At 66.3% G+C, this 26,983-nt stretch carries 22 protein-coding genes; 12 read left to right on the top strand and 10 right to left on the bottom strand.

Features of this window, described 5'->3' with window-relative positions; translation table 11 throughout:
• Positions 1–20 precede the first annotated feature (20 nt).
• The 7 genes from addA to OSH05_RS09120 all read right to left on the bottom strand — a co-directional run bounded on the left by addA (position 21) and on the right by OSH05_RS09120 (position 14,276).
• The gene (gene addA, locus OSH05_RS09150) at positions 21–3,503 is read right to left on the bottom strand and encodes a double-strand break repair helicase AddA (RefSeq protein ID WP_165801605.1); all 3,483 of its coding nucleotides are present in this window, start codon (positions 3,501–3,503) and stop codon (positions 21–23) included.
• Positions 3,500–6,544: a double-strand break repair protein AddB gene (addB, locus tag OSH05_RS09145; RefSeq protein ID WP_104219492.1), complete on the bottom strand. Its 3,045-nt coding sequence runs from the start codon at positions 6,542–6,544 to the stop codon at positions 3,500–3,502. Before addB ends, addA begins: the two co-directional genes overlap by 4 nt.
• A gap of 5 nt (positions 6,545–6,549) precedes the next feature.
• On the bottom strand, positions 6,550–7,296 hold the full coding sequence (locus OSH05_RS09140; protein WP_104219493.1) for a nucleotidyltransferase family protein: 747 nt from the start codon (positions 7,294–7,296) through the stop codon (positions 6,550–6,552).
• A 24-nt stretch (positions 7,297–7,320) separates the two neighbouring features.
• The gene (gene tsaE, locus OSH05_RS09135) at positions 7,321–8,850 is read right to left on the bottom strand and encodes a tRNA (adenosine(37)-N6)-threonylcarbamoyltransferase complex ATPase subunit type 1 TsaE (RefSeq protein ID WP_104219494.1); all 1,530 of its coding nucleotides are present in this window, start codon (positions 8,848–8,850) and stop codon (positions 7,321–7,323) included.
• Positions 8,847–11,276: a PAS domain-containing sensor histidine kinase gene (locus OSH05_RS09130; RefSeq protein WP_104219495.1), complete on the bottom strand. Its 2,430-nt coding sequence runs from the start codon at positions 11,274–11,276 to the stop codon at positions 8,847–8,849. Before OSH05_RS09130 ends, tsaE begins: the two co-directional genes overlap by 4 nt.
• Before the next feature lie 388 nt (positions 11,277–11,664).
• Entirely contained in the window at positions 11,665–13,269 is a 1,605-nt protein-coding gene (locus tag OSH05_RS09125) for a phosphoenolpyruvate carboxykinase (RefSeq protein ID WP_104219496.1), read from the bottom strand.
• Positions 13,270–13,553: 284 nt separating this feature from the next.
• Positions 13,554–14,276, bottom strand: coding sequence for a HugZ family pyridoxamine 5'-phosphate oxidase (locus OSH05_RS09120; protein ID WP_104219497.1), 723 nt, complete (start codon positions 14,274–14,276; stop codon positions 13,554–13,556).
• A 235-nt stretch (positions 14,277–14,511) separates the two neighbouring features.
• Between OSH05_RS09120 and OSH05_RS09115 the strand changes: the two genes are divergently transcribed.
• The 8 genes from OSH05_RS09115 to OSH05_RS09080 all read left to right on the top strand — a co-directional run bounded on the left by OSH05_RS09115 (position 14,512) and on the right by OSH05_RS09080 (position 21,976).
• Complete coding sequence (locus OSH05_RS09115; protein ID WP_104219498.1) at positions 14,512–15,219, top strand: response regulator transcription factor; 708 nt, start codon at positions 14,512–14,514, stop codon at positions 15,217–15,219.
• 28 nt (positions 15,220–15,247) lie between these two features.
• Complete coding sequence (locus tag OSH05_RS09110; protein ID WP_104219499.1) at positions 15,248–17,026, top strand: sensor histidine kinase; 1,779 nt, start codon at positions 15,248–15,250, stop codon at positions 17,024–17,026.
• Between the two features lie 4 nt (positions 17,027–17,030).
• Entirely contained in the window at positions 17,031–17,492 is a 462-nt protein-coding gene (locus OSH05_RS09105; RefSeq protein ID WP_104219500.1) for an HPr kinase/phosphorylase, read from the top strand.
• A gap of 180 nt (positions 17,493–17,672) precedes the next feature.
• Positions 17,673–18,074, top strand: a complete 402-nt coding sequence (locus tag OSH05_RS09100; RefSeq protein ID WP_104219501.1) for a PTS sugar transporter subunit IIA — start codon at positions 17,673–17,675, stop codon at positions 18,072–18,074.
• 8 nt (positions 18,075–18,082) lie between these two features.
• Positions 18,083–18,367 carry an HPr family phosphocarrier protein gene (locus OSH05_RS09095; RefSeq protein WP_207778756.1) on the top strand — a complete coding sequence of 95 codons (285 nt, stop codon included), beginning with the start codon at positions 18,083–18,085 and terminating at the stop codon, positions 18,365–18,367.
• 167 nt (positions 18,368–18,534) lie between these two features.
• Positions 18,535–19,938 (top strand): adenosylhomocysteinase, encoded by a 1,404-nt coding sequence (gene ahcY, locus OSH05_RS09090; RefSeq protein ID WP_104219503.1) that lies wholly within the window; start codon positions 18,535–18,537, stop codon positions 19,936–19,938.
• Positions 19,939–20,115: 177 nt separating this feature from the next.
• Positions 20,116–21,027 carry a methylated-DNA--[protein]-cysteine S-methyltransferase gene (locus OSH05_RS09085; RefSeq protein WP_104219504.1) on the top strand — a complete coding sequence of 304 codons (912 nt, stop codon included), beginning with the start codon at positions 20,116–20,118 and terminating at the stop codon, positions 21,025–21,027.
• Between the two features lie 67 nt (positions 21,028–21,094).
• Positions 21,095–21,976, top strand: coding sequence for an SDR family oxidoreductase (locus tag OSH05_RS09080; RefSeq protein WP_104219505.1), 882 nt, complete (start codon positions 21,095–21,097; stop codon positions 21,974–21,976).
• Here OSH05_RS09080 and OSH05_RS09075 read toward each other — a convergent pair.
• The 3 genes from OSH05_RS09075 to OSH05_RS09065 are packed head-to-tail and all read right to left on the bottom strand — an operon-like array spanning position 21,973 to position 24,122.
• Positions 21,973–22,716, bottom strand: coding sequence for an FAD-binding oxidoreductase (locus OSH05_RS09075; RefSeq protein WP_266352370.1), 744 nt, complete (start codon positions 22,714–22,716; stop codon positions 21,973–21,975). The genes OSH05_RS09080 and OSH05_RS09075 overlap by 4 nt on opposite strands.
• A gap of 4 nt (positions 22,717–22,720) precedes the next feature.
• Positions 22,721–23,326 (bottom strand): sulfite oxidase-like oxidoreductase, encoded by a 606-nt coding sequence (locus OSH05_RS09070; protein ID WP_104219507.1) that lies wholly within the window; start codon positions 23,324–23,326, stop codon positions 22,721–22,723.
• Positions 23,327–23,354: 28 nt separating this feature from the next.
• Entirely contained in the window at positions 23,355–24,122 is a 768-nt protein-coding gene (locus OSH05_RS09065) for an alpha/beta hydrolase (protein WP_104219508.1), read from the bottom strand.
• Between the two features lie 217 nt (positions 24,123–24,339).
• On the opposite strand from OSH05_RS09065, the gene infC reads away from it, so the two are divergent.
• The 4 genes from infC to pheS all read left to right on the top strand — a co-directional run bounded on the left by infC (position 24,340) and on the right by pheS (position 26,981).
• The gene (infC, locus tag OSH05_RS09060; protein WP_104219591.1) at positions 24,340–24,879 is read left to right on the top strand and encodes a translation initiation factor IF-3; all 540 of its coding nucleotides are present in this window, start codon (positions 24,340–24,342) and stop codon (positions 24,877–24,879) included.
• 258 nt (positions 24,880–25,137) lie between these two features.
• Complete coding sequence (gene rpmI / locus OSH05_RS09055) at positions 25,138–25,332, top strand: 50S ribosomal protein L35 (RefSeq protein ID WP_104219509.1); 195 nt, start codon at positions 25,138–25,140, stop codon at positions 25,330–25,332.
• A gap of 25 nt (positions 25,333–25,357) precedes the next feature.
• Positions 25,358–25,726, top strand: a complete 369-nt coding sequence (gene rplT, locus OSH05_RS09050; RefSeq protein ID WP_104219510.1) for a 50S ribosomal protein L20 — start codon at positions 25,358–25,360, stop codon at positions 25,724–25,726.
• Between the two features lie 172 nt (positions 25,727–25,898).
• Entirely contained in the window at positions 25,899–26,981 is a 1,083-nt protein-coding gene (pheS, locus tag OSH05_RS09045; protein ID WP_104219511.1) for a phenylalanine--tRNA ligase subunit alpha, read from the top strand.
• Positions 26,982–26,983: the final 2 nt, after the last annotated feature.

Genomic DNA, 26,983 nt, shown 5'->3' with positions numbered 1-26,983 from the left:
CGCGGTCAAGCGCTGGTATGTCACGTCGCGGTGATGCGCGAAATGCACGCATCGAGCCGCTCCGGCGGGACCGGAATAAGCGTAGGGCCCTCGGTAAAGAGGAGAGCCGCCTCGATCCGGCGCTCCGGATAGAGATCCGCCAGCAAGGCGCGATAGAGCGCCATCTGGGCGATATAGGACGGCGCGAGCGCGTCATCGGCGCTCGCGGGCGGACGGCTGGTCTTGAAGTCGACTAGCAGGACGCGGTCCGGCAGGATCGAAAGCCGGTCGATCCGTCCGGACACCTCTGCGTGGCCGGACTCCGTCGCGATGAAGCCAGCCAGCGGCACTTCGGCGCGGCTTCCGGCGACGAAGACGGGAGCGAAGGCCGGGTCCGCCAGGATGGCACCGAGCGCGGCGACCAGGGCCATGCGGGCGTCCTCCGGCCAATCGGTGGCCTGGCCCAGAAAGTCCGCAGCCACGGCGCTTCGACGTTCCGGCGGGTGCTCGGGCAGGGCCTGGAGAAGGCGATGCACGATCCGCCCTCGCTCGGCCGCGCGCTTCATGGCCTCGGCTCTGCCCGCCGATGGTGCCGGCCGGAACGGATCCGGCTCGGCCTCGGCGAAGCCGGCCGCGGAGGACGGGGCCAGCCGGCGTCGGGCGGGCGTCGCCGGGGGCGGCCTGGCGATCCAGTCGGGGAGCGGCGTCCCATGAAAGGTCGCGACAGTCTCGTCGACCAGAGCAGCCGGACTGGCCGTCCAGTCGGCGCGCCATTCGAGGGCCTCGAACCGATCCGCGCCCAAGGCGACCTCGCTCCTGCGGGCCTCGGTTTCGAGCGCCTGCAAGACGAGGTCCTGCCAGAGCACCTCGCTGCCGGGGGCCGATCTGGCCGTGCCGCATACGATGAGACGGTCGCGGGCGCGGGTGAGCCCGACATAGAGCAGGCGGCGATATTCCTCGCGCGCCTTGTCGCGCAGCCGTTCCAGCGTGGCTTCGATCGTACGCGGCCGTGGCGCGCCGGGCGCAACCCAGACCAGTGGGGCGCCCTCGGCCTCGTCGGGATCGTCGGCGAGCGCCACGATCTTCGGATCATGGCTGGGATGGACCGGCTTGGAACCGGTATCGACCAGGAAGACGATCTCGGCTTCAAGCCCCTTGGCGCCATGCACGGTCATGACGCGGATCTCGTCGCGGGCGAGATCGGCGTCGCGCTTGATCTGCGTCGCCGCCGCCCGCATCCACTGCGTGAAGCCCTGCAGCGTCGGCACGTCCACGCCTTCATGGGCGAGAGCCTGGGCGAGGAACTCCTGCAGCACATCATCCGCTTCCGGCCCCAGCCGAGCGAGGAAGCGGCGCCTTCCGCCGTCCGGGCCCAGAATCCGGGCGAAGAAGTCATAGGGCCGCAGATAATCCGCCCGGCCTCGCCAATCCTGGAGCCGCTCGGCCGCCTCGACGAACGGACCATCGGTCGCCGCGCGCAACGCCTTCCAGAGCGAGCCGCGGCGGCCATGGGCGATCGCGAACAGCGCCTCTTCCGAAAGGCCGATCAGCGGGCTCTTCAGCAGGGCGGCAAGCGATAGATCGTCCTCCGGCTGCAATACGAAATCGGCGAGCGCGAGCAGATCAAGCACGGCGATATGGCTGGCGAGCGCCAGGCGGTCGGCGCCGGCGACAGGGAGGCCGGCGGATTTCAGCGCGCGGTTGATCGCGTCGGTCTGGGCGCCGCGCTTGCGCGTCAGCACCAATATGCCGCCGGGGCGGATCGGCTTACCGGTGGCCTCGATCCTTTCGCCCGCATCCAGCCATTGGCGGATGGTCGAGGCGATCCGGGTGGCGAGCCGCACTTCGGGGCTCGCCTCATCCAGCCGGTCGAGCGGCTGATGCCATTCGTCCGGCTCCTCCCGCTTCTCGGCGACGATCGGCGGCCAGACCGTGACGCGGCCAGGCTCGCCCCGCCGGGCCGCCTGGTGCACGGTCGGCTGCGGATCGCGGGTGAGGCCGGTATGGGCGATCGGCGCGGCGAAGACGCGGTCGACGGCGGCGAGCACGTCGGCGGTCGAGCGGAAGGAGAGGTTCAGCTCCAGCGCGGAGAACGGCAGCTCGACTTCCTGGGCCCGGCGGGCGAACTGGTCGCGCTGGCGCGAGAAGAAGGCGGGAACCGCGCCCTGGAAGGAATAGATCGACTGCTTCTCGTCGCCGACCGCGAACAGGGTACGCCGGCGTGGGTCGCTGCCTTCGCCGGCAAAAAACTCGGAGACCAGTTCGCCGATCACCTGCCACTGGCGCGGGCTGGTGTCCTGTGCCTCGTCGACGAGGATGTGGTCGAGCCCGCGGTCGAGCTTGTAGTGCACCCAGGCGCTAGCGCCCGAGCGGGTCAGCAATTCGGCAGTGCGCACGATTAGGTCCTGGAAGTCGAGCGCGCCGCGCAGAAGCTTTGCCGACTCATAGAAGCGCAGCACCGCCTCGCCGACGATCATCAGCGCCGTGGTCGCTTCGAAGGCGGTGGCAGTGGCTATGCGGTCGAGCAAGGTCTCGATTCGCTCACGCTCGGCCGAAAGGGCCTCTTCAAGACTCGGCCAGGCGTCGAATACTGCCTTCGGGGCCAAATAGGCGAGCGATAGCAACTCCTTGCCATCCGATTTCGTCAGAAAGCGGAGCCAGGCCTCGGCGCGGCCCGCAACATCCCCCGCGTGGAGGAAGGCTTGCAGTGGCTCAGCGCGCGGTCGATGCCGCGTGCCGGCCGACGCAAGCTGCTCGGCAAGGCGGGCGATTTCGCCGTCGCTAAGTGGCACCCCCTCGGCGATCGCCAAAGTGAAATGCTCCGCGTCGTCGTCCGGTCCCAGATCCAGCGCCTGGCGCAGGGCGGCAAGCGCCGCCTCCAGCGATCCGGACCGCGCGATGAATTCCGCCATCGCGTCGCGCTTCTCGATGATGCCGGCCAGCGCTTCCTCGATGCCGCTGTCGCTGGCTGCCTCCAGCACGCGGGAGAAGGCCTGGCCGAGCAGGCCATCCGGTGCTGACGACGCCGTCTCAATCATATCGCGGCGGGCGCGCTCGATCAGGATCGCCGCCTCGCGCTCGTCAAGCACCTCGAACGAGCCGGCGACATTGGCCTCCAGCGGAAACTGGTGCAGCAGCCTTTCGCAGAAGGCGTGGATGGTCTGGATCTTGAGCCCGCCCGGTGTCTCCAGCGCCTCGGCGAAGAGCCGCCGCGCCTTCACCCGCTCGATGGCGTCGGTGTGGCCCTGATAATCTGTGAGTTCCGCGTCGAGCGCCGCATCGTCGAGCCGTGTCCAGCCGGCGAGGATGCCGAAGACGCGGCTCGCCATTTCCGCCGCCGCCGCCTTGGTGAAGGTCAGGCAGAGGATCGAGCCGGGATTGGCTCCGGAAAGCAGCAATCGGACGACGCGCCGCGCCAGGACATAGGTCTTGCCCGAGCCGGCATTGGCCGACACCCAGGCCGATGCGGCGGGGTCGGTCGCCTGCTGCTGGACGCGTTTCGTATGGGCGTCGACGGCGATCATGCCTCGCCCTCGCCGTCTTCGCCGAGCGCCCATTCGGAGACGCGGGCGAGATGATCATAGGGGCTTTCGAAGCGGGTCTCGAACATTGGCCGCGCCCGCGAGACATAGGCGCGCGCCGGATCGGCATAGGCGGTGATGAGCGCTGCCAGCCGTTCCGCCGCCTCGGCGCCGAGTTCGTCGGGCGAACGGTCGCGCACGGCCGAGCGGAAGGGCTCGCCTTTCCCGACCGAACCGAGGCCGATCCAGCCGAGCGTCGCGACCGAGGCGCCGGCGGGAATATTGGGAAAGCCGCCAGCGCGGGCCATCGCCACTTCCAGCGCCAATTGCGGGGCGAGCCCGGTCGAAAGCTGCTTGGCCGAGGGCGGGTTGCCGGTCTTGAAATCGAGAATCTCGACGGCCCCGTCGCGGCGCAGGTCGATGCGGTCGGCCCGGCCGACCAGCCGGAAGCCGTCCGGCAACGTCCAGGCGCCACCGATCTCGGCATGGCGCGCGGCAATCTCGCCGCGCTCCGCCTCCCAGGCGATGAACCAGTCGGCAATGGCCAGGAAGCGTGGCCACCAGAGCGCATGGATGGCCGGATAGGGCTCGATTGGCACAAAGGCGAGCCGGCCCTGTTCGATCAACGCGGCGAGCGCCCGCTCATCATAGGGGCCAGACCATGATTTGCCGAATTCGCCCAGCGCCTCATGGATCAGCGTGCCGCGCATTGCCGCATCCGGCACAACGTCAAGTGGATCGAGCGGCTGCAGCTTCAGCACCCGCCTTGCGTAGATGGCATAGGGGTCGCGGACCAGAGTCTCGATCTCGGTCACGGAAAGCTGCCGCGGCCGGGCGGCCAGCGGCGGCCTCGGCTCCGGCCGGCGGATCGAGCGCACCATCTCGGCGGTGTCGAGCGCCCGGGCCCATTCGACATAGACATGGCCGCGCCGGGTCAGCGCCGCGCTGGGCTCGGGGCCAAGCCGGGCCGCGAGGCGCTGCAGCCAGCGCGCCGGCACGGTCGGCGTGCCGCCCCGGCGCTCGGCCCGCGTCACCACGACGTCGGGTGTCGCCAGGGCGCTCGCGAAATCATGCGCAGAGAGGCCGAGACGGCGTTCGGGTGCTTCGAGGCCGAAGGCAAGCCGCATCGAGCGCGACAGCCAGGGGTCGGTGCGCGCCTCGCTCGGCCAGATGCCCTCGTCGAGCCCGGCCAGCACGATGCGGTCGACCGATTGCAGGCGGGCCTCCAGCGTGCCCCAGATGAAAACGCGGCCGTCCGCAATTGGCGGGCCGGCAACCGCGACGGCAGCCATGGCGGCGTCGACGAGCGGCAGATATTCGAAGCCGCGCAGAAGAAGCTCGCCCGCCGCCTCGCTGGTCAGTCCTTCGAGCAGCGCTTCGAGCGCGCCGCCGGCAGGGCCGGTCCATACCGATTCGGTGGCCGCTTCGTCGGCCGAGACTTCCTTGAGCGCGCCGAGGAGTGCCGCGGTCAGCGCCGAGACGGACAGGCGGTCTCGCTGCAGGAGGCTCGCCTTCAGCGGCATCAGCGCCGCGACGAGCCGCGTGATGAGTTCGCCAGCCGGCTCGTGGAATTCCTCGGGCAGGTCGAGCGCCGCAAACTCGGCTTCCAGCCGGGCCAGCCCGCCGGGCAGAGGTCGGCCGCGGAAGAGATGCAAATCGAGGATCTCGGCGGCGCGGCGGCAGCGGGCGCGCTCCATGCCGAAATGGGCGAGCGGATGCTTGGCGAGCGCCAGCAGGTCGAGCGGAGCGCCGTCGGAAGCCGCCGCCGCGAGCACCAGCCGCGCCAGCACGCCCGGCGGCGCGGTCGATAGGGGCCGCCCGGCGGAATCGTCGACGGCGATGCCGAAGCGCGCCAGCTCGATCGCGACCCGGCCGGCAATGCGGCGGTCTGGCGTTACCAGCGCTGCCGTGGCGCCCGGCGTCTCCACCGTCTCGCGCAAGGCCAGCGCGATGGCGACGGCCTCTTCCTGCTCGGTTCGGGCGACTAGGAGCGCCATGCCCTTCGTAGCCTCGGGGTCGGCGGCGCCGGAACTGGCCCAGGCTTCCGTCGTGGCCGCCGGGCGGAAGACCTCGGAAATCAGCCGTCGCCGGGCCGTTACGGCTTGAACTGGTGCGCCAAGCGCCTCGACCTCCCGCCGCGCAATCCCGATGGCCGCCAGAAGCTGCCGCAGGCCATATTGCGGATGGGCCGGTGCGCTCTCCGCTAGATCGGGACCGCCGATCGCGTTCCAGCCGATCTCGTCCAGCTGCTGGTCGAGATCGGGCAGAATGACCGCGCCGCGCGGCAGGCGCGCGATGGTGGCGAGCAGATGGGCCGTCGCGGGAATGGAGCCGGTCGAACCGGCGGCGAGCACGATACGGTTCCCAGCGGTCGCCTTGAGCCTCGCCGCCTCGGCCCGGATGAGCCGGTCGCGGCGCGCGGACGGGTCGGCGCGGCCCTTCTCAGCCAGGATGGCCGGCCAGGCCTCGGCGACGATCTTCAGGAAATCGAGCGAAATTTGCCAGTAGCGTGCGAGGTTCTCCGGGACAAGATTGTCGAGCCGCCGCCAGTCCACGCCGGCCGTTTCGACATCGTCGATCAGCCGCGCGAGGTCCCCGGCGAGATGAAAGGCATCGGCGGCCGAAGCGGGGATGAGCGGCGTCCCCGGGCCAGAGAGGCCGAGCAGATCGCGGCGGAGCGCGCCCGACCAGGCGGCGGTGAGCCGGGCGAGCGTCAGTTGGCGGTCGAGCGGCGTGAAGGCGGCCGGCAGGACGAGGCGATCGGCCGGCGTTTCGAAGGGCTGGAGCAGCAGATCGGCCTCGTCGACATCGCCGATCGGCCGGATTTCCGGCAGGATCGCGGTGCGGCCGGCGGAACGCTCGAGGATCGCTTCATGCAGCGCCCGCGCGGCGCGCCGGGTCGGCAGGAAGATGACGACATCGGCCAGCGCCAGCGGATCGTCGCCGAGCCCGCCGAAGCGGCCCGAGAGCAGTGCGTCCGTGAGTGTCGGCAGGAAAGGGAGGCCGGCGGGGATCGAAAAGACATGGGGCAGTTCCCGCGCCATCGTCCTCAGGCTGCGCTTTCCCGGACCGAGGCCTCCGCGTCGCGGATCGCCTCCGGCGTACCGACATGCAGCCAGATACCGTCCATGCGCACGCCGAAGAGGCGTCCGGCCTCGATCGCCCGGTCGAACAGCAGGTTCAGCGAAAAGGCACCGGAAGGCGCACCGTCGAACAGGCGCGGCGAGAGGATCGCGGCGCCGGAATAGACGAAGGGCGCAATGGTCCGCTCGGCGCGGCGTGCGAGGCTGCCGTCCTTTTCCATCACGAAATCGCCGGCGCCCGGATAGCCGATGGATGCGACGGTCGGTGCCAGCATCAACAGCGCATCCATGCGCGCATCGTCCCAGGCCCCGGCCAGCCAATCGAGATTGGGACGCGGCCCCTCGATCCAGAAGCTGTCGGAATTCATCACATAGAAGGGTTGGTCGCCAAGCAGAGGCAGGGCCTTGTTGATGCCGCCGCCGGTCTCCAGCAATTCGCCCCGCTCATCCGAGATCACGACATGGGGACGTTCGCGCCGCCTCAGATGCGCTTCGACGAGATGGGCGAGATAATGGACATTGACCACGGCAGTCTCGACGCCGGCGCGGGCGAGGCGGTCGAGCGCGTGATCCAGCAGCGGCCGGCCGGCAACTTCGACCAGGGGCTTCGGCACGGTCGCCGTCACGGGGCGCATGCGCTTGCCGATGCCGGCGGCGAGGACCATGCCCCGCTTCGGACCAGCGGGCTTGCGAAAAGGGATAGGCGCACTCATCGAACGCTCTTTTTCTTCGTCGTCTCAAGGGCTCCCGGATGGAGCCGATTTGTCATCATACGGTAAATAGGACTCATACCAGAGCGCGAGGTCCGACAGAACCGGATGTTGGAAATTGCGCCGAAGGTAATCCCATACACGGGGAATGTGACGGAGATATTGGGGCTTTCCGGAGGCGGCGAGGCGAGCGAACCCGCCCAGAACCTTGGTCGTGCGCTGCGCCCCTGAAATCGCATAGGCCTCGGCAAAGGCGACCTCGTCGAAGGCGCCGAGCGCATGGCGACGTGCGACATAGCGGGCCTTCAGCGCACTTTCGAAGCCCGGCGCTACGGCGACGCGGACATCCTGGCCGAGCGAGGCGACGTCATAGGCGCTGGCGCCGATCATCGCGTCCTGATGGTCGAGGATGCCGATCCGCGCCGTGCCATGGCGATGCGGCAGGAAGAGGAGGTTCGGCGAATGATAGTCGCGCAGCAGCCAGCTCTTCTCGGTCCTGTCGAGACGCTGGAAAAGCTGTTGCCAGATCGATGCGAACGCAGCCTCGGCCTCGTTGGAAAGCGTGACCCCGAGCAGTGGCGCATACCAGCGAATCGCCAAATCGGCCTCGATGGCGAAGGCGGCGACGTCGAAGCGCGGGAGACGATAATCCGTCCCGTCCGGCAGCTTCCAATGCCTTGCCCGAGGTACGGCATGGATCTCCGCGAGTACCTCGACCGCCAGCGCATAGCGCTCGAAATCGGGTTCGCCGGCCTTCAGGAGGCTCTCGCTGCCGAGATCTTCCAGGAGCAGCAGTCCATCGCCCATATCGGCGGCGAAGATCGCGGGGGCGGAGAAGCCGGCGGCGCGGATCGCCTCATCCATGGCGATGAAGGGACGGACATCGATGGCGCGGTGGGCGACCTCGTCATAGGTGCCGCCGCCCGGAAGCGGCGGTCCGGGCGCACGGGCCGGCGCATTCATGAGCACCGCGCTCTCGCCCGCGCCGAAGGTCTCGGGGCGAGAGATACGCTCATAGGCCCGCGTCGAGGCATCGCCCTGCAGATGGCGCCGTGCGGCGCCCGGCCAGCCCGAGCGATCGAGGAAGCAGCGGACGGAGAGCGTACGGGCAATCCGCTCCGGCCAGTCGCCTGGTGTATCGATCGTCGCAACGCGGCCCTCGCCCTCGTCTTCGAGACGGATGCGGAGCGCGCCGGCCGGCAGCATCGAACCGCCGCGCTCGGGCCATTCGACCAGCGCCGCGCCAAGGCCGAGCGCCTCGTCGAGGCCGAGTTCGTCGATCTCGCCGGCGTCGGCGATGCGGTAGAGATCAAAATGGGAAAGCGTCAGGCGCAGCGGATAGGATTGCACCAGCGTGAAGGTCGGGCTGGGCACGTCGAGCGTTTCGTCGTCGGCAACCGCGCGGATCAACGATCGCGCCAGGGTCGATTTTCCAGCACCCAGATCGCCCGAGAGCAGGACCAGATCGCCGGGCTTCAGGATCGCCGCGATGTCCTCGCCGAGGCGGCGTGTGGCAGCCTCATCGGCCAGTGCCAGGCGAAGGATCGCGCCGCTCATTCCGCGGCTTCAGCCATCGTCGCCGGGCGGGTCGGCAAGCGGACGGTGACGGTCGTGCCGCGGCCTTCCTCCGAATCGATCGCGACGGTGCCGCCATGCAGCTCGACGAAGCTCTTGACGATGGCAAGGCCCAGCCCCGCACCGCCCCGGGCTGCGCCCGATGTCCGGCTCTCGAAGCGGTCGAATACCTGACGGATGAACTCCGGCGAGATGCCAGGGCCTTCGTCGGCGACGGTGAATTCGACGGCCGCGCCATTGCGCTTGGCCGTGAGCACGACGCGGCTGTCGGTCGGCGAGAAGCCGACGGCATTGGACAGGAGATTGTAGAGGATCTGGCGGACGCGCTTCTCGTCGCCGACGAACGAGCCGATATCTGGCGCGATGCTCGTCTCCAGGCGGATGCGCGATTCGACCAGCCTATCGCGCACGCCTTCCGTCGCCGCAGAGATCGTCGCCGCGACGTCGACATCGCCAAGTTCGAGCGCGATGATCCCGGCATCGACGGTGGCGAGGTCGAGAATGTCGTTGACGATGGCGAGCAGCGCGCCGCTTGAGGAGAGGATGTAGCCGGTATATTCGCGCTGCTTGTCGTTGAGCGGGCCGACGCCGTCGTCGGAAAGTAGCTGCGTGAAGCCGATGATGTTGGTGAGCGGCGAGCGCAGCTCATAGGACACATGCTGGATGAAGGCGTTCTTGAGCCCGTCCGCCGCCTCCAGCGCCTCGTTCTTCTCGGTCAGCGCCCGGGCGACGCGCACCGAATCGCTGACATCGACGAAGGTGACCATGGTCTGGCCGTTCGGCAGCGGGATGGTGGCATAGTCGAGCATATGCCCGTCGCGACGCTCCATGCGCCCACTGCGGGCGGCGCGCCGGTCGCCGACCCCGATCACGTCGGCGGTCAGATTGGCCCAATCCGCCGGCTGGTCGTGGAAGCGTCGGCAGGCACGCACGATCTCGCCGACATGCGGCCGATCGGCCAGGAAATCGGCGCCGAGCTGCCAGATCTCGGCGAAGGCGGGATTGTTGAGGCGCAGCCTTCCGTCGGATCCGAAGACGACGACGCCTTCCGAGAGATGGTCGAGCGTCTCGCCCTGGACCTGGATCAGCGCATTGTAGCGGCTTTCAAGGTCGAGTCGTTCCGTGACGTTCTCGTAGATCCACGTCATGCCGCCTTGCGGATGCGGATTGGAGAGCACGCGCAGCGTCTGTCCGTCCGGCAGATGCCACCAATGTTCACGGGTGTCGACCGATTGATAGGCTGCGAGCAATTCCTTGCGCCAACTCTTGAAATCGGCCTGCTCGGGCAGTCGGCGGCCGGCACGCATCGCGTCCAGCACCGCGCTTTCATCCGGCATGGCGGCCAGGAAGGCGTCGTCGAGGCCGAACAGCGAGCGGAAGGCGGCATTGTAGGACCGCAGCCGCCGGTCGGCGCCGAAGATCGCCACCGCGGTCGCCAACTGATCGAGCGTGCGCGCATGGAATTCGACGAGGCGCCGCATCGTGCTCTGCAGCGTCTCAAGTTCCGTGACGTCGACGGCGATGCCGGCACTGCCGGCCTCGGACACGACATCGACGACATCGAAGGCCCGCCTGGCGCCGGCGACAACGATCGGCAATCGGCCCGAGAAGAAGGGCCCGGCGGCATGGGCGCGGATGATCGCCTGGCGTCCGGCTGTGTCGAGCAGCTCGGCGCCTCGCTCGGCGGCGTCCTCGGGATCGGGCGCCTCGACCGCGCGGGCAAAGGCGGCGTTCACCCATTCGAGCCGGCCATCGCGATTGCGGATCCAGGCTGGCATGTCTGCCGCCTCGAACAGCGCTCGCATGGCGCCGACCTCGAGGGAAAGGCGGCGATGGCGCGATTCCAGCTCGGCGAGCGTCAGACGGTCGCCGGTCAGGTCGCGGAAGCGGGCGACGGCGCGGCCGGCGGATGTGCGCCCCGTCACTTCGACGACCGTCCCGCTTCGCGTGTCGAGCGCCAGCGTGAATGTCTCGCCGCGTCCGCGCAACCGCTCGATCGCGGCGTCGAGGCGCGAGGCCGAGGCCGGCGGCAGCCAGGTGCCGAAGGCCAGGAAATTCGACCGGTCGACCGGCGCACCGCAAATCTCCGGCAGGCGTCCCATGACCAAAGGCGCCTCGCCGGCGCCACTCCAGGCGACGAGGCGCTGATCGTCGACATCGACGAGAGCCTCGGCCCGGTCGGCCGCAGAGCGAAGGTCAGCGAGGCGAAGGCGGAGCGCCGCGTTGTCGCGCTCGGCTCTACGGCGGGCTCGCAGCACCACGACGACGCTTAGGATCGAGAACAGGACGACGCCGAGGCTGGCGGACAGTGCCACGACGCCGGACGGCCCGGAGAGAGCTGTGGACGAGAGCGCGTCGGCGGCCGAGGCGGTCGATCCGGGTATGAAAAGGAGCGAGGAAGCGAGCATCGGAGAGCCGAGCGCCGTCCGAATCCTCGTCGATTTCCTGCGATGCCAAAGCATGCAACAGGCCTTTCCGCCGTCAGAGCTATTGAGATCAAGCCGCTTCCTATGCCGATCACAAACTCCGGCTACGCGCGAATCACCCTAATGTAGCGGCTTGGGGAATCACCTGGGAAGTCGATCGGTCCGAGAAAAAGATCGACGGTAGGATCATCACGAGCCGATCGATTGTCGGCCGACTATGGTTAATCATTCGTAAAGACTAAATATCAATATACAGTGTATCAGAATAGATAAACCACTATGGATAGATTGGCGCGCGGCGCTGATCCAAAATGGCTCTTGAGGTGCGGCGGAGCGACGCCGGCCCATCGGCCGGCGCCGTCCTGGCAGCTTACGCGACCATGCCCGGCGCGGCGTTGACAACCTCGTCGTCGACATAGGCCGAGAACTTCTCGAAGTTCTTCAGGAACATGCCGACGAGCCGCGCCGCCTGCGCATCATAGCCGGCCTTGTCCTGCCAGGTCTTGCGCGGATGCAGGAGATGCGGCTCGACACCGGCGACGTCCGTGGGAACCTGGAAGCCGAAGGTGCGGTCGAGATAGAACCGGCCCTGGTCGAGCGATCCATCAAGGGCCGCGGCGAGCAGCGTACGGGTCGCCTTGATCGGCATCCGCCGTCCGGTGCCGTAGGCGCCGCCGGTCCAGCCGGTATTAACCAGCCAGCAGGAGACGCCGTGCTCGGCGATGAGTTCGCGCAGCAGATTGCCATATTCGGCCGGATGACGCGGCATGAACGGGGCGCCGAAGCAGGTCGAGAACGTCGCCTGCGGCTCGCTCACGCCCTTCTCGGTTCCCGCGACCTTGGCCGTGTAGCCGGAGAGGAAATGATACATGGCCTGCGCCGGGGTCAGCCGAGCGATCGGCGGCATCACGCCGAAGGCATCGGCCGTCAGCATGACGATGACCTTCGGGTGGCCGCCGCGGCCCGTATCGCTGGCATTCGGGATGAAGTCGAGCGGATAGGCGGCGCGGGTGTTCTCGGTCTTCGACGCATCGTCAAAGTCGGGAACGCGGGTAACCGGGGCGAGCGGCACGTTTTCGAGTACCGTCCCGAAGCGCTTGGTGGTCGCATAGATCTCCGGCTCGGCCTCGGCCGAGAGGCGGATCGTCTTGGCGTAGCAGCCGCCTTCGAAGTTGAAGACACCCTGCGGACCCCAGCCATGCTCGTCGTCGCCGATGAGCGTGCGCGCGGGATCGGCCGAAAGCGTCGTCTTGCCCGTGCCGGAAAGGCCGAAGAACACGGCCGTGTCGCCCTCGGGGCCGATATTGGCCGAGCAGTGCATCGGCATGACGCCCTTCGCCGGCAGGGTGAAGTTCAGATAGGTGAAGACGGCTTTCTTGATCTCGCCGGCATAGGAGGTTCCGGCGACCAGCACGATGCCGCGGGAGAAATCGCAGGCGATCATCGTCTCGGTGCGGGCGCCGTGGCGCTCGGCGCTCGCCTTGAAGCTGGGCAGGTCGAGAATGGTCAGCTTCGGCACGAAGGTCTTCAGCGCCGCGACATCCGGACGGATCAGGAGATTGCGGATGAAGAGCGAATGCCAGGCCTTCTCGGTGAAGACGCGCACATTGACGCGCTCGGTCGGATCGGCGCCGCCGAAAAGGTCCTGCGCGAACAGTTCGCGATTGGCCGCATGCGACAGCATATCGGCATAGAGCGTATCGAAATGCGCCGCGGACAGCGGCTTGTTGTTGTCCCACCAGACAGTCGCCTCGGTGGCGGCGTCGCGCACGATGAACTTGTCCTGCGGCGAACGGCCGGTATGGACGCCGGTCTCGACCGTCAGCGCGCCATCGGCGGTCAGGCGACCCTCGCCGCGGCGCAATGACTGTTCATAGAGCTCGGGCGCCCCGTAGTTCCAATAGAGACCGGCAAGCCACTTCAGGCCGAAGCGATCGGCGCCGAAAGAAGGATTGAAAATGCCGTTCTCGGTCACAGTATATTCTCCTCGGTAAGGACGCCGGCGGACGGGTCCTCGCTACGGGCGATGCGATACGGATTTCCCGATCGCGCGGGCGCTCGGCCCAGCTCCGGAACCTAGGGTGGCCAAGGATTTTTTCGCAAGCAGAACAATGGGGTACCCAGCCTCGGCAGCCCATAAAATCGATTGAATCGGGTGCGACCAAGCAACGCGGTTAAGCGTCTGGATTGTTTGGTTTCCAAATAAAAGCAAACAGATCGCAATCCGCGTCGAATATTGCGAGGTGGCTTTTCTTGGCCTCAGGCGCGTTCCCGCGCCTCCTTGGCGAAGTTCTTGAGATAGCCGCCGGCCTCCGCGACGGTTCGGGCGCGCGCGGGATAGTCAAGGCGCGCCCTCTTTTCCGAAAAGGCCAGATCGATGCCGTCCGGATCGCTGCCGGTCATGCGCCAGTTCGCGGGCTCCAGCCCGAGCAGTTTGACGGCATAGAAGCCGATCGCGTCGGCGTGGTCCGCGTTCATATGCTCGACGACCATCTTTTCGCCCGCCAGCACGTCGCCGCAATCCGAATGGTCGGGCAGAAGCTCGTCGGGGGCAATCGCAACGATCCGGCCGAATCCGGCGACGAGATGGGAGCCGGAGACCTCGAAGCGGTAGGTGTGGAAGTCGGCGAAGCTCGTGGTGCTGTCGCCATGCATCTGCTGGTAGCGCCAGAGCGCCGCTTCGTCGTCCGTCGGCGCCAGCCGGCCCGTCAGGGTAAGCCGCGAGCCGGCAAGCGGGTTGCCGCTCTCGCCGCCGGGGGCAACGAAAAGCAGCGAGGCGCGCGGATCGCGCTTCAGGTTTTTCGCATGGACGGCGAGATCGGAAAGCGACAGCACCGGACGAAGGTCCGGCATCGTGGCAAAGGTCACGAGGCTGACAAACGGGGCGCCGGTCTCGTCGAGCGTCCCCAGGCTGGCGGAGCGCGCATTCCGGATCACCGACCGGGCCGTCGCTATTGCGTCGAACGAGGTCTCGTCTGCCATGTCTAATCCACCTTTCGCGCCGCTCGAATCCTAAATGATGACTGTTATAATCATCATTTTTATCGGTGGGTCCAGCGTCGCCATGGCGTCGATCGTGGATATCCTATAGGGTCAATGCCACATTTTCCGCGTATTCCTGCGACCTTAACGCGGTTGCCGGCCGTGTTGGCCGGATTCTCGTCCACGTGGCCGAGAAGAGCAGCGTAGCGGAACAACCGCCGGGAGACGTCATTTCATGCCGACGATTGCCCTCGTCGATGATGATCGCAACATTCTTGCGTCTGTATCCATCGCGCTCGAATCGGAAGGCTACCGTGTCCAGACTTATACGGACGGTGCTTCCGCGCTGGATGGCTTTCAGCAAAGTCTTCCCGATCTTGCCATCCTCGACATCAAGATGCCGCGTATGGACGGGATGGAGCTTCTGCGCCGCCTGCGCCAGCGCACGGATCTTCCCGTCATCTTCCTGACCTCGAAGGATGACGAGATCGACGAATTGTTCGGCCTGAAGATGGGCGCCGACGACTTCATCAAGAAGCCGTTCTCGCAGCGCCTTCTGGTCGAGCGGGTCAAGGCGGTGCTCCGCCGCTTCCAGCCGCGCGACGCGGCGCCTGTGCCCGGCAAGGTGCCGGACGCGGCGAAGAATCTCGATCGTGGTGCTCTCTCCATGGATCAGGAACGCCATACCTGCACCTGGAACGGCGAGCCGGTGACGCTCACGGTGACGGAGTTCCTGATTCTCTACGCCCTCGCCCAGCGCCCTGGGGTGGTGAAGAGCCGCAATGCGCTGATGGACGCCGCCTATGACGATCAGGTCTATGTGGACGACCGGACCATCGATAGCCATATCAAGCGCCTGAGGAAGAAGTTCAAAGCCGTCGACGACGATTTCGACATGATCGAGACGCTCTACGGCGTCGGCTACCGCTTCAAGGAAGCGTGACGGGCCGATCGCGGGAACGGATGGAGGAATGACGGCGAGCCTCGACGAGCAGCTTCCCGTCCGCAATCCGCCGCGGCGCTTGCGGCTGCGGCTGTGGCGGCGTCTCGGCGCGCGCATGCTGCGCTCGGTCGGGCCGCATCTCTTTTCGAGCCTGACGCGGCGGATCGTCGTCCTTAACCTCGCGGCGCTGATCGTTCTCGTCTCCGGCATCCTGTATCTGAACCAGTTCCGCGCCGGCCTGATCGACGCGCGGCTCGAGAGCCTTCTGACGCAGGGCGAGATCATCGCCGGGGCGATCGCCGCTTCGGCGAGCGTCGAGACCAACACCATCACGATCGATCCCGACAAGCTGCTGGAACAGCAGGCCGGTGAAAACCTGGCGCCGGGCCTCAATCAAGTCGAGGGTCTCGATTTCCCGATCAATCCGGAACGCGTGGCGCCGGTGTTGCGGCGCCTGATCTCGCCGACGCGCACGCGCGCCCGCATCTATGACCGCGACGGCAGCCTGATCCTCGATTCCTCCAATCTCTATTCCCGCGGCCAGGTGCTGCGCTTCGACCTCCCGGCGACGGCGGAGGACGAGCCGGCCCTGTTCGATCGCATCTGGGAATGGGTGAAGATCCATCTGCAGCGCGATGATCTGCCGATCTATCACGAACTCGCGGGCCTCTCCGGCAAGGACTATCCGGAGGTCGCGACGGCCCTTGTCGGCAGTCCGTCCTCGATCGTGCGCATTACCGAGCGCGGCGAACTGATCGTGTCCGTCGCCGTGCCGATCCAGCGCTATCGATCGGTGCTCGGGGTGCTGCTGCTCTCGACCCAGGGCGGCGATATCGATGCGATCGTTCACGCCGAGCGCATGGCGATCGTGCGCGTCTTCCTGGTCTCGGCAGCCGTCGTCGTCGTCCTGTCGATCCTGCTGGCCGGCACCATCGCCGCGCCGCTCCGCCGCCTCGCCGATGCGGCCGACCGCGTACGCCGCGGCGCCTCCTCGCGCCCGCAGATCCCCGACTATTCGAGCCGGCAGGACGAGATCGGCCATCTTTCGGTGGCGCTACGCGAGATGACGCAGGCGCTCTTCAACCGCATCGAGGCGATCGAGAGCTTCGCGGCCGATGTCAGTCACGAACTGAAGAACCCGCTGACATCGCTTCGCAGCGCCGTGGAGACGCTGCCGCTCGCCAAGACGGCGGCGTCGAAGGCACGGCTCAACGAGATCATCCAGCATGACGTCCAGCGGCTGAACCGCTTGATCAGCGACATCTCCGACGCCTCGCGCCTCGATGCCGAGCTGGCCCGCCAGGACGCGCTGCCGGTGGATGTCGCGAAGATTGCCGATGCGGTGGTCTCGATCGCGCGCGAAATCGCATCGCCGGAAGGGCCGCAGATCCGCCTCGAGGTTGCCAAGGCGGAGACGCCCGATGCCTATGTCGTGCTCGGCCATGACGGGCGCCTCGGCCAGGTCTTCACCAACCTTCTCGACAATGCCCGCTCCTTCACGCCGAAAGAGGGCCATGTCCGGGTCAGCGTGAAGCGCAGCGGCGCCTTCGTCGATATCGTCGTCGAGGATGACGGGCCGGGAATCGGCGCCGACCAGATCGAGCGCATCTTCGAGCGCTTCTATACCGATCGCCCCGAGCAGGAGGCGTTCGGGCAGAATTCCGGCCTTGGCCTTTCCATTTCCAAGCAGATCGTCGAGGCCCATCGCGGCCGCATCTGGGCGGAGAATGTGGGTCGCTCCGGGGCCGAGAAAGGCTTGGCGCATGGCGCGCGCTTCACCGTGCGCCTGCCGGCGGCGTCGGCCTGACACCATGGGACAAACGCCAAAAGCCTTACCGGCGACGGTCCATGCCTCGGCAATTCAAGTCGAGGGGCGCGGCGTGCTGGTGCGGGGCCAGAGCGGCAGCGGCAAGTCGTCGCTCGTCCTCGCCCTGCTCATCGCCGGTCGGGACGACTGCCGCCTGATCGCCGACGACCGCGTCGTCCTGGCCGCTGAGGCGGGCCGGCTTTTCGCGTCGCCGCCGGAGCCGCTGGCTGGCCTGATCGAGGTGCGTGGCCAGGGGATCCTTCGCCAACCCTATCTATCTTCAGCGGAAATCGGTCTCGTCGTCGACCTGCAGCCCGTCGAACTCTGTTCCCGCTTGCCATCGGCGGCAGCGGCGGAAATCGAGATTGAAGGGGTCCGCCTCAGGCGCATGGCCTTGCCGATCGGGCAGGCCGATGGCTGGGTGCGGGTGTTGGCCGCCATCCGCTTTCCGGCGGTTCCAGTTTAGGATGACTGAAAAATCCATGATCCACGCGCCCGCTTTTTTCTTGCGTTGCGGCATCGTTCGGTCAAGATGCGGAGCCGTTCGGCGGGCCTCCACCCGCCCTGCTACCGGAAAGGTCCGGCTTCGGACAGCCATTCGGCCCGCAGGGCGTCGAGCAACGAGAACAACAGGTAATCGAAGGGCATGATCGGGCTCGTCCTTGTCACCCACGGCCAGCTCGCCACCGAGTTCCGCGCCGCCCTGGAGCACGTCGTCGGCCGCCAGAGCCAGATCGAGACGATCGCGATCGGTCCGGAGGACGATATGGAGCGCCGGCGTCAGGACATCGTCGATGCCGTCAAAGGCGTCGATGACGGCAGCGGCGTCATCCTGCTCACCGACATGTTCGGCGGCACCCCGTCCAACCTCGCCATATCGGTGATGGAAGCCGGCCGCATCGAGGTCATCGCCGGCGTCAATCTGCCAATGCTTATCAAGCTCGCCAGCGTGCGCGGGGAGAAGCCGCTGCAGGCGGCCATCCAGGGCGCTCAGGAGGCGGGACGCAAATATATCAATGTCGCCAGCCAGGTTCTGGCGGGCCAATGAGCGCGACGATGACGGACGACGCCGCACTCTGCCGCGACCTCCCCATCATCAACCGCCGCGGCCTGCACGCCCGTGCCTCGGCCAAATTCGTTCAATGCGCCGACAGCTTCGATGCGGTCATCACCGTCTCGAAGGACCAGAACATGGTCGGCGGCACCTCGATCATGGGCCTGATGATGCTCGCCGCCGGCATCGGCTCCTCCATCCGCGTCACCGCGGAAGGCCCGCAGGCCCAGGAAGCCCTCGACGCGATCGAGAAGCTCCTCGCCGACAAGTTCGGCGAGGAGGAGTAACCCTTCTTTCTTGAACCTTCCCTCAAGGGGAGGGTTCAAGCGGAGCGTGGCACCGGAACGCGAAGCTGCACTCCATCACATAAAGATATCTTTATATCCTGATTGCCGCCGTCCTCTCCCTCCGCTATAAGCGCTGCCAACGCTCAAGCGACAAGGAGATGCGGCTCATGGCCAAGGTGCACGACTACGCGATCAAGGATATTGGACTCGCCGATTGGGGCCGCAAGGAACTGTCGATCGCCGAGACCGAGATGCCGGGGCTCATGAGCGTTCGCGCCGAGTTCGGTCCGACGCAGCCGCTGAAGGGCGCGCGCATCGCCGGTTCGCTGCATATGACGATCCAGACGGGCGTGTTGATCGAGACGCTGAAGGCGCTCGGCGCCGATGTCCGCTGGGCCTCCTGCAACATCTATTCGACGCAGGACCACGCCGCGGCGGCGATCGCTGCTTCCGGTACGCCGGTCTTCGCCATCAAGGGCGAGAGCCTCGTCGACTATTGGGATTATACGCACCGCATCTTCGAATGGGCCGATGGCGGCGTTCCGAACATGATCCTCGACGATGGCGGCGACGCCACGGTGCTCATCCATCTCGGCCAGCGCGCCGAGGATGGCGACACCGCCTTCCTGGAACAGCCGGAGAATGAGGAAGAGGAAGTCCTCTTCGCCTCGATCAAGAAACGCCTCGGCACCCATCCAGGCTGGTACGGCAAGATCGCCAGATCGATCAAGGGCGTCACCGAGGAGACGACCACCGGCGTGCATCGCCTCTACGAGATGCAGAAGCAGGGCAAGCTGCTCTGGCCGGCCATCAACGTCAACGATTCGGTCACCAAGTCGAAATTCGACAATCTCTATGGTTGCCGCGAATCGCTGGTCGACGGCATCCGTCGCGGCACCGACGTCATGATGTCGGGCAAGGTCGCCATGGTCGCCGGCTTCGGCGATGTCGGCAAGGGCTCGGCCGCCTCGCTGCGCCAGGCCGGCTGCCGCGTCATGGTTTCGGAAGTCGATCCGATCTGCGCCCTGCAGGCGGCGATGGAAGGCTATGAGGTCACGACCATGGAAGATGCGGCGCCGCGCGCCGACATCTTCGTCACGGCCACCGGCAATGTCGATGTCATCACGATCGAGCATATGCGGGCCATGAAGGACCGCGCGATCGTCTGCAACATCGGCCATTTCGACAGCGAGATTCAGATCGCCGCGCTGCGGAACCTGAAGTGGAACAACGTCAAGCCGCAGGTCGACGAGATCGAGTTCGCCAGCGGCAAGCGCATCATCCTTCTGTCGGAAGGGCGCCTGGTCAATCTCGGCAATGCCACCGGTCATCCGAGCTTCGTCATGTCGGCGTCCTTCACCAACCAGACGCTGGCACAGATCGAACTCTGGACCAAGCCCGGCCATTATGAGCGCAAGGTCTACACGCTACCGAAATATCTCGACGAGAAGGTCGCGGCGCTGCATCTGGCCAAGATCGGCGTCAAGCTGACCAAGCTGTCGGAGAAGCAGTCGTCCTATATCGGCGTCGCCGAAACGGGTCCGTTCAAGCCGGAACATTACCGCTACTGAGCGGGGGCTTCCGAGCCGGAATAGTAATGGGGCCGTCCGAGAGGGCGGCCCTTTTTTCGTCGTGGCCCGGGTGCAGCGTCGTGGAGCTGGTCTGGAAAGAAGCCTCGTGCAAGATTCGGGTGTCGTCGTCGACGCCGGCTTCCTAGATTGGCAACGTAGACACGGGACACGACGCCAATGCTGAACATCCCCGCCGCCCTTGCCGCCTGCGAGCCCATGCCGCTCCTGACGCCGGAGGCCGATTACGAGATCGTCCGCCGCGCCATCGAGTTTCTGTCGGAACGCTGGCGTGAGCAGCCGTCGCTGGAGCGCGTGGCCAAGCATGTCGGCATGAACCCGCTGTCGCTGCAGAAGCTGTTCACGCGCTGGTGCGGCCTGTCGCCGAAGGCCTTCATCCAGGCCCTGACCCTCGACCATGCCCGTGCCCTGCTCGCCGCCGATGCGTCGATCCTCGATACGAGCTACGAGGTCGGCCTTTCGGGGCCGGGCCGGCTGCATGACCTCTTCGTCACCCATGAGGCGATGAGCCCGGGCGCCTACAAGGCGCGCGGCGAGGGCGTCATCATGAAATGGGGTTTTCATGGCTCGCCCTTCGGCTATGCGCTGATCATGGTCTCGGACCGCGGCCTCGCCGGACTCGCCTTCGCCGATCCGGGCGAGGAGCGCGCGGCGCTGCTCGACATGCAAAGCCGCTTCCCCTGCGCGACCTATGAGGAAGACCAGCAGGCGACGGCGCCCTACGCGGCACGCATCTTCGAGCCCTCGCGCTGGCGCGAGGATACGCCGCTCCGGATCGTGTTGATCGGCTCGGATTTCGAGGTGCGGGTGTGGGAGACGCTTCTGTCCGTGCCGCTCGGCCATGCCGCGACCTATTCGCAGATCGCCGAGAAGGTGGCGAACCCCAAGGCGGCGCGGGCGGTGGGTGCCGCGGTCGGGCGAAACCCGATCTCCTTCGTCGTGCCCTGTCACCGCATCCTCGGCAAGTCTGGCGCGCTGACCGGCTATCATTGGGGCCTGACGCGCAAGCGCGCCATCCTCGGCTGGGAGCAGGGCGTCGTCAGCCAGCCGGCGGAGGGCGACGAGGCTTGATCGCGGCAGCGCTTCGATCGTAAAGCCGGGCGGTCACCTTCGTTCAGGGGTCGCCCGGGAAATAGTCATGACAGCGCGCCATCTCTTTATCTTGGGGCTGGGCTATTCGGCCAGCGCCTTCGTGCGGCGGGTCCGGGGCGACTATGCCTCGATCGGCGGCACGGTGCGTTCGGCGGAAAAGGCAAGGCGGCTGCGCGCCGAGGGGATCGATGCGCTGGTCTTCGACGGAGTGACGCCGAGCCCAGCCATCGGCGAGGCGGTTCGCCGCGCCACGCATCTCGTTCAATCCATCGCGCCGGACTCGAGCGGCGATTCCGCGCTGCGGCTCTATCGCGACGCCATCCTCGCCGCGCCCGATCTCGCCTGGATAGGATATCTTTCCACGGTTGGTGTCTATGGCGATCAGGGCGGCGGCTGGGCCGACGAGGCAAGCCCGCCCAATGCCGTCTCCGAGCGGGCGCGCAACCGCGTCGAGGCCGAGGCCGCATGGACCGCGCTCGGCGAGGAGAAGGCCATTCCCGTCGGTCTTTTCCGCTTGGCCGGCATCTATGGGCCGGGCCGCAACACCTTCGTCAACTTGGCTGAGGGAACCGCGCGCCGGCTGGTCAAGCCAGGGCAGGTGTTCAACCGTATCCATGTCGACGATATCGCCGCCGTGCTGGAAGCGGCGGCCGATCAGCGTGCGGGCGGTATCTTCAACGTCACCGACAACGAGCCCGCGCCGCCGCAGGACGTCGTCGCCTTCGCAGCGAGCCTCGCCGGCTATCCGCCGCTGCCGGATATCCCCTTCGAGAACGCCCAGCTCTCGCCGATGGCGCGATCCTTCTATGCCGACAACAAGCGCATCGCCAATGGCGCGCTCAAGTCCCGGCTTGGGGTGGAGCTGAAATATCCGACCTATCGCGATGCTCTGAGCGCGCTGTGGGACAGCGGAAGCTGGCGAGGTTAGCCCCCATAGCGCTCCGTGCGGATCGTCTCCGGGGCAAGCCCGGCCGCGATGGCAAGGTCCGACGCGGCGCCGACAAAGGGATTGGAACCGCAGATATAGGTGATCCAGGAGGTCTCCTCGGCAATCGCCTCCAGAATTCGGTCGGCGTCGATGCGGCCGAAATGGAGGCCGGGCCGGGCCGATTCACGGGTCAGGTTCACGATCAGGCGGAAATTGCGGTCCTTGTCGCGGCGGTGGAACAGTTCCTCGCGCCAGATGAGATCGTCATAGCGCCGCGCTGAATAGATGAGCACAGCCGGGATCTCCGGCGCGACAATGGCGCGGTGGCGCAGCATCGACATGAGCGGCACCAGCCCCGAGCCCCCGCCGATCAGGAGAATGGGGCCCCCGATCGAGACGTCCCATATGAAATGACCGCCGATCGGCCCTCTGAGCTCGATCGTATCGCCGACCTCCACCACCTCATGGAAGAAGGGCGAGACCTCGCCATTGCGCATTTCCTCGATCGCGAGTTCGATCGTGCCGCTTCCATCCGGTGCGGAACCGATTGAATAGGAACGCTGGGCAGAATAGCCGTCAGGAGCGGTCAGGCGGACATCGACATGCTGGCCGGCGCGGAAGCCGCCCCACCGCTCGGGACGCAGGCGGAACGATTTTACAGTCGGCGTCTGGGCCTCGATCGCCTCGACGACAGCGCTTTGCCATTCGAGCCGCCGGGGCCGTGCGGATGCATCCAACAGGGGCTCAGTCACCGGTGAAACGCTGCTCGCGCCACGGGTCGCCATACATGTGATAGCCGCGAAGCTCCCAGAATCCGGCCTCGTCGCGCTTGGTGAACTGCAATCCGGTCAGCCATTTGGCCGACTTCCAGAAATAGAGATGCGGCACCAGCAGCCTCGCCGGCCCGCCATGGTCCGCTGTGATCGGCTGGCCCTCATATGCCGTCGCCACCATCGCCTTGCCGCCGACGAGATCGGCCGTCGGCACATTGGTGGTGTAGCCGTCATGGCCATGGGCGAGCGTCCATTCGGTCGGCGCCTCGATCCCCGCCTCGGCGAGAATGTCGTCGATCATCACGCCGCTCCAGGCGGTGTTGAACTTCGACCATTTGGTGACGCAATGAATGTCGCGCGTCAGCTTCACATGCGGCAGCTTCGCGAATTCATCCCAGTTCCACGTCGCGACCGGCTTCACGCCGTCCTTGATCGTGAACGACCACTTGTCGAGCGCGACATGTGGCGTCGGCCCGGCCGAGAGGACCGGAAAATCCTCGGTCAGATATTGTCCGGGCGGCAGGCGGTTGCCGATTTCGTCGGTCGGCCGCCTGCCGACAAATCCGCGCGTCGCCATCGTCTTCTCCTATTCGCGTGGGGCACTGTCAGGCGATCGTCGCGACCGCCGATAGCATCTTGTCGAGATCCTCCGGCCGCGAAAGGCGGTGGCCGGCATCCTTGATCAGCGTCAGCACGACATCGTCCTGCGCCAGATGCGAGACCAGATCCACCGCGTGGCTCCAGGGAACCTCCTCGTCGAGGACGCCTTGAATGATATGGACGGGCGCGCCGATGGCAATGGGTCCGCCGCCAAGAAGATGGCGTTTGCCATCCTCTATCAGCCGTTTTGTGATGACATAGGGCCGCTCGGAATAGGCGCTCGGCAACCGCCAGCGCCCGGTTGTCTCCAGCTCGGCGCGAGCCTCGGCGCTCATATGCGGCAGGATGAGATCCTGCGTCATGTCGATGGCGGGGGCGAGCAGCACCAGCCCCGCGATCCGTCCGCCCTGCGCGCGGGCATCGGCCAGCGCCAGCAGCACGGCGATCCAGCCGCCCATCGACGAGCCGACCAGGATCTGCGGGCCCTTGGCGACGTCGCCCAGCACCGTCGCCGCCTCTTCCAGCCAGCGCGAGATCGTGCCGTCCTCGACGTTTCCGCCCGATTGGCCGTGGCCGGAATAGTCGAACCGGATCATCGCCCGGCCGGTGCGCTCGGCGAAGGCGTCCAGTGCCTCGGCCTTGGCGCCCCGCATGTCGGACATGAAGCCGCCGAGAAAGAATATCTCGGGGCCTTCGCCCTCGCGGCGCAGGAACGCGACCTGCCGCGCATCCACCCCGCTTCCCACCGTCAGCTCACCTTGGAAAGGCGCCATAGGATCCCCATCTTCACGTTTCGTGGCGTTTCGCGCGGAAAACCATGCTTGCGGTTGACTTTCGCGACTCATTCGCTGATTTTCAACGACATGTTCGGGCAGGCTGAGCCCCGAACCGGCCGGTGATAACCTCGCGTCAAGGACGTCGGGGCTGCTCGTGTCGGTTTTGTGGCCGTTTCGGCCTTGCCTTCGATCCATCGTGAGAGGAGTCTCTTCCATTCGTCGTCCCTTCAAAGCGCCGCTGCCCACCAAGGACGGGCCGCGTATCAACCGCGAAATCCGCGGAATCCGTGATGTCCAGCTGATCGACCAGGACGGCCAGAACGTAGGGCCCACGCCGCTCGATGAAGCGCTGGCCATGGCGGCAGAGGCCGGACTCGACCTTGTCGAGATCTCGCCCAATGCCGAACCCCCGGTCTGCAAGATCCTCGATTTCGGCCGCTTCAAATACCAGTCGCAGAAAAAGGCCAACGAGGCCCGCAAGAAGCAGAAGATCGTCGAGGTCAAAGAGATCAAGATGCGCCCTGCCATCGACGATCACGACTATGACGTGAAGATGAAGGCGATCAAGCGCTTCTTCGAGGAAGGCGACAAGGTCAAGCTGACCCTGCGCTTCCGCGGCCGCGAGATGGCGCACCAACATCTCGGCATGAAGCTTCTGGAGCGCGTCCGCGACGAGACGGCCGAGATCTCCAAGGTCGAAGCCGAGCCGAAGCTTGAGGGCCGCCAGATGATCATGGTGCTGGCGCCGCGCTGACCCGGGCTCGCTGTTCGCTTTGCGATCCGGCTGTTTTCAGCCGGCTATCCAGCATTGTGCTTGTGCTGAAGGGCGGCGGCGGTTATAACGCCGCCGTTTCCGAGCCGCCCGGCGAGAGGAACGCCATTCCGGCGATTTCTCCGGGCATGCCGTGTCGGCTCACGAAGGCTTCCATGCCGAAGACGCCGCCGCACCACCCGTTTGACGACGGGCGGATCGGCGGATTTATCTTTCGGCGCAGATCTAAGGATATGCAAAATGCCCAAGTTGAAGACCAAGAGCGGAGCGAAGAAGCGCTTCAAGCTCACGGCCACCGGCAAGGTGAAGACGGCTCAGGCCGGCAAGCGGCACGGGATGATCAAGCGTTCCGCCAAGTTCATCCGCAATGCGCGTGGCACCACGACGCTTTCGGATGCGGATGCCAAGATCATCAAGCAGTTCCTGAACGGCTGAACGCCCCTTACCGGAGAATTGAATCATGTCGCGAGTTAAGCGCGGCGTTGCCGCGCACGCCAAGCATAAGAAGGTCCTCAAGAGGGCCAAGGGCTTCTACGGCCGCCGCAAGAATACGATCCGTACGGCCAAGGCCGCGGTCGACAAGGCTGCCCAGTACGCGTTCCGTGACCGCAAGGCCAAGAAGCGCTCCTTCCGTGGTCTCTGGATCCAGCGCATCAACGCTGCCGTCCGTGAGGTGACTGAGGGCCTGACCTACAGCCGGTTTATCGACGGCCTCGCCAAGGCTGGTATCGAGGTCGACCGCAAGGTGCTGGCCGAGCTCGCGATCAGCGAGCCCGCGGCCTTCAAGGCGCTGGTCGATCAGGCTGAAGGCGCGCTCAAGGCCGCCTGACGCCCGGGCCGCCCTGTCAGGGCGGCCGCACCGGACTTTCCGGGGCCGGAACGAGCCTCTCCGTCGCTGCGGCTTGCCGTGGCGCGGGGCGTTTCCGGTGGATCCGGCGAGCTTTCCTCATCGGATCCGTTGTCACTGATCCGGCGCCAGCGGCGCCGCTGAGGGGGTTCCGATGTCCGATCTGGACACGCTCGAGCGTGAATTGCGCGGCGCCATCGACGCGGCCGCCGACGAGCCCGCGATCGAGGCCGTGCGCATTGCCGCGCTCGGCAAGAAGGGTTCCGTTTCCGAGCGTCTAAAGGGCCTCGGCACCATGACGCCGGAAGAGCGCAAGGTCATGGGACCGGCGCTCAACGGCCTGCGTGACCGCATCGCCGAAGCGCTTGTGATCCGCCGCGCCGCGCTGAAATCGGCGGGCCTCGCCGCCCGACTCGCTGCCGAGACGGTCGATGTGACGCTGCCCGTCCGGACGGGCGGCCTGGAGACCGGCCGGATCCATCCGGTGAGCCAGGTCATCGACGAGATCACCGCGATCTTCGGCGATCTCGGCTTCTCCGTCGCCGAGGGCCCGGACATCGAGACGGACCACTATAATTTCACGGCGTTGAACTTCCCCGTCGGCCATCCGGCGCGGGAAATGCACGACACTTTCTTCTTCAATCCGGACGAGAACGGCGAGCGTCTGCTGCTGCGCACGCACACCTCACCTGTGCAGATGCGCGCCATGGAGCAGCTGAAGCCGCCGATCCGCATCATCGCGCCCGGCCGCACCTACCGCATGGACAGCGACCAGACCCACACGCCGATGTTCCATCAGGTCGAGGGGCTGGTCATCGACCGGACGAGCCATATCGGCCATCTGAAATGGCTGCTCGAAGCCTTCTGCCGTGCTTTCTTCGAAGTCGAGAAGGTCGAGATGCGCATGCGGCCGTCCTTCTTCCCCTTCACCGAGCCGTCGATGGAGGTGGATATTCGCTGCCGCCGCATCGGCAACGAGGTTCGCTTCGGCGAGGGCGACGACTGGCTGGAGATTCTCGGCTGCGGCATGGTTCATCCGAACGTGATCCGTTTCGCTGGCCTCGATCCGGACAAATATCAGGGCTTCGCCTTCGGCATGGGCATCGACCGCATCGCCATGCTGAAATATGGCATGTCCGATCTCCGCGCCTTCTTTGACGCCGATCTCCGCTGGCTGTCCCATTACGGCTTCCGCCCGCTGGATATTCCAAGCCTCGTGAGCGGTTTGAGTTCGTAAGG

Source organism: Kaistia algarum (genome assembly GCF_026343945.1).
In the GTDB taxonomy this organism is placed as follows: Bacteria; Pseudomonadota; Alphaproteobacteria; order Rhizobiales; family Kaistiaceae; genus Kaistia; species Kaistia algarum.
Note: the sequence above shows the minus strand (reverse complement) of the source record. Positions and strands in the feature narration are given on the sequence as shown.

What these genes read in the sequence shown, in the direction of transcription:
- addA (WP_165801605.1), bottom strand. Translation starts at nt 3,503, where the DNA reads ATGATCGCCGTCGACGCCCATACGAAACGCGTCCAGCAGCAGGCGACC.
- addB (WP_104219492.1), bottom strand. Translation starts at nt 6,544, where the DNA reads ATGGCGCGGGAACTGCCCCATGTCTTTTCGATCCCCGCCGGCCTCCCT.
- OSH05_RS09140 (WP_104219493.1), bottom strand. Translation starts at nt 7,296, where the DNA reads ATGAGTGCGCCTATCCCTTTTCGCAAGCCCGCTGGTCCGAAGCGGGGC.
- tsaE (WP_104219494.1), bottom strand. Translation starts at nt 8,850, where the DNA reads ATGAGCGGCGCGATCCTTCGCCTGGCACTGGCCGATGAGGCTGCCACA.
- OSH05_RS09130 (WP_104219495.1), bottom strand. Translation starts at nt 11,276, where the DNA reads ATGCTCGCTTCCTCGCTCCTTTTCATACCCGGATCGACCGCCTCGGCC.
- OSH05_RS09120 (WP_104219497.1), bottom strand. Translation starts at nt 14,276, where the DNA reads ATGGCAGACGAGACCTCGTTCGACGCAATAGCGACGGCCCGGTCGGTG.
- OSH05_RS09115 (WP_104219498.1), top strand. Translation starts at nt 14,512, where the DNA reads ATGCCGACGATTGCCCTCGTCGATGATGATCGCAACATTCTTGCGTCT.
- OSH05_RS09110 (WP_104219499.1), top strand. Translation starts at nt 15,248, where the DNA reads ATGACGGCGAGCCTCGACGAGCAGCTTCCCGTCCGCAATCCGCCGCGG.
- OSH05_RS09105 (WP_104219500.1), top strand. Translation starts at nt 17,031, where the DNA reads ATGGGACAAACGCCAAAAGCCTTACCGGCGACGGTCCATGCCTCGGCA.
- OSH05_RS09100 (WP_104219501.1), top strand. Translation starts at nt 17,673, where the DNA reads ATGATCGGGCTCGTCCTTGTCACCCACGGCCAGCTCGCCACCGAGTTC.
- OSH05_RS09095 (WP_207778756.1), top strand. Translation starts at nt 18,083, where the DNA reads ATGACGGACGACGCCGCACTCTGCCGCGACCTCCCCATCATCAACCGC.
- ahcY (WP_104219503.1), top strand. Translation starts at nt 18,535, where the DNA reads ATGGCCAAGGTGCACGACTACGCGATCAAGGATATTGGACTCGCCGAT.
- OSH05_RS09085 (WP_104219504.1), top strand. Translation starts at nt 20,116, where the DNA reads ATGCTGAACATCCCCGCCGCCCTTGCCGCCTGCGAGCCCATGCCGCTC.
- OSH05_RS09080 (WP_104219505.1), top strand. Translation starts at nt 21,095, where the DNA reads ATGACAGCGCGCCATCTCTTTATCTTGGGGCTGGGCTATTCGGCCAGC.
- OSH05_RS09070 (WP_104219507.1), bottom strand. Translation starts at nt 23,326, where the DNA reads ATGGCGACGCGCGGATTTGTCGGCAGGCGGCCGACCGACGAAATCGGC.
- OSH05_RS09065 (WP_104219508.1), bottom strand. Translation starts at nt 24,122, where the DNA reads ATGGCGCCTTTCCAAGGTGAGCTGACGGTGGGAAGCGGGGTGGATGCG.
- rpmI (WP_104219509.1), top strand. Translation starts at nt 25,138, where the DNA reads ATGCCCAAGTTGAAGACCAAGAGCGGAGCGAAGAAGCGCTTCAAGCTC.
- rplT (WP_104219510.1), top strand. Translation starts at nt 25,358, where the DNA reads ATGTCGCGAGTTAAGCGCGGCGTTGCCGCGCACGCCAAGCATAAGAAG.
- pheS (WP_104219511.1), top strand. Translation starts at nt 25,899, where the DNA reads ATGTCCGATCTGGACACGCTCGAGCGTGAATTGCGCGGCGCCATCGAC.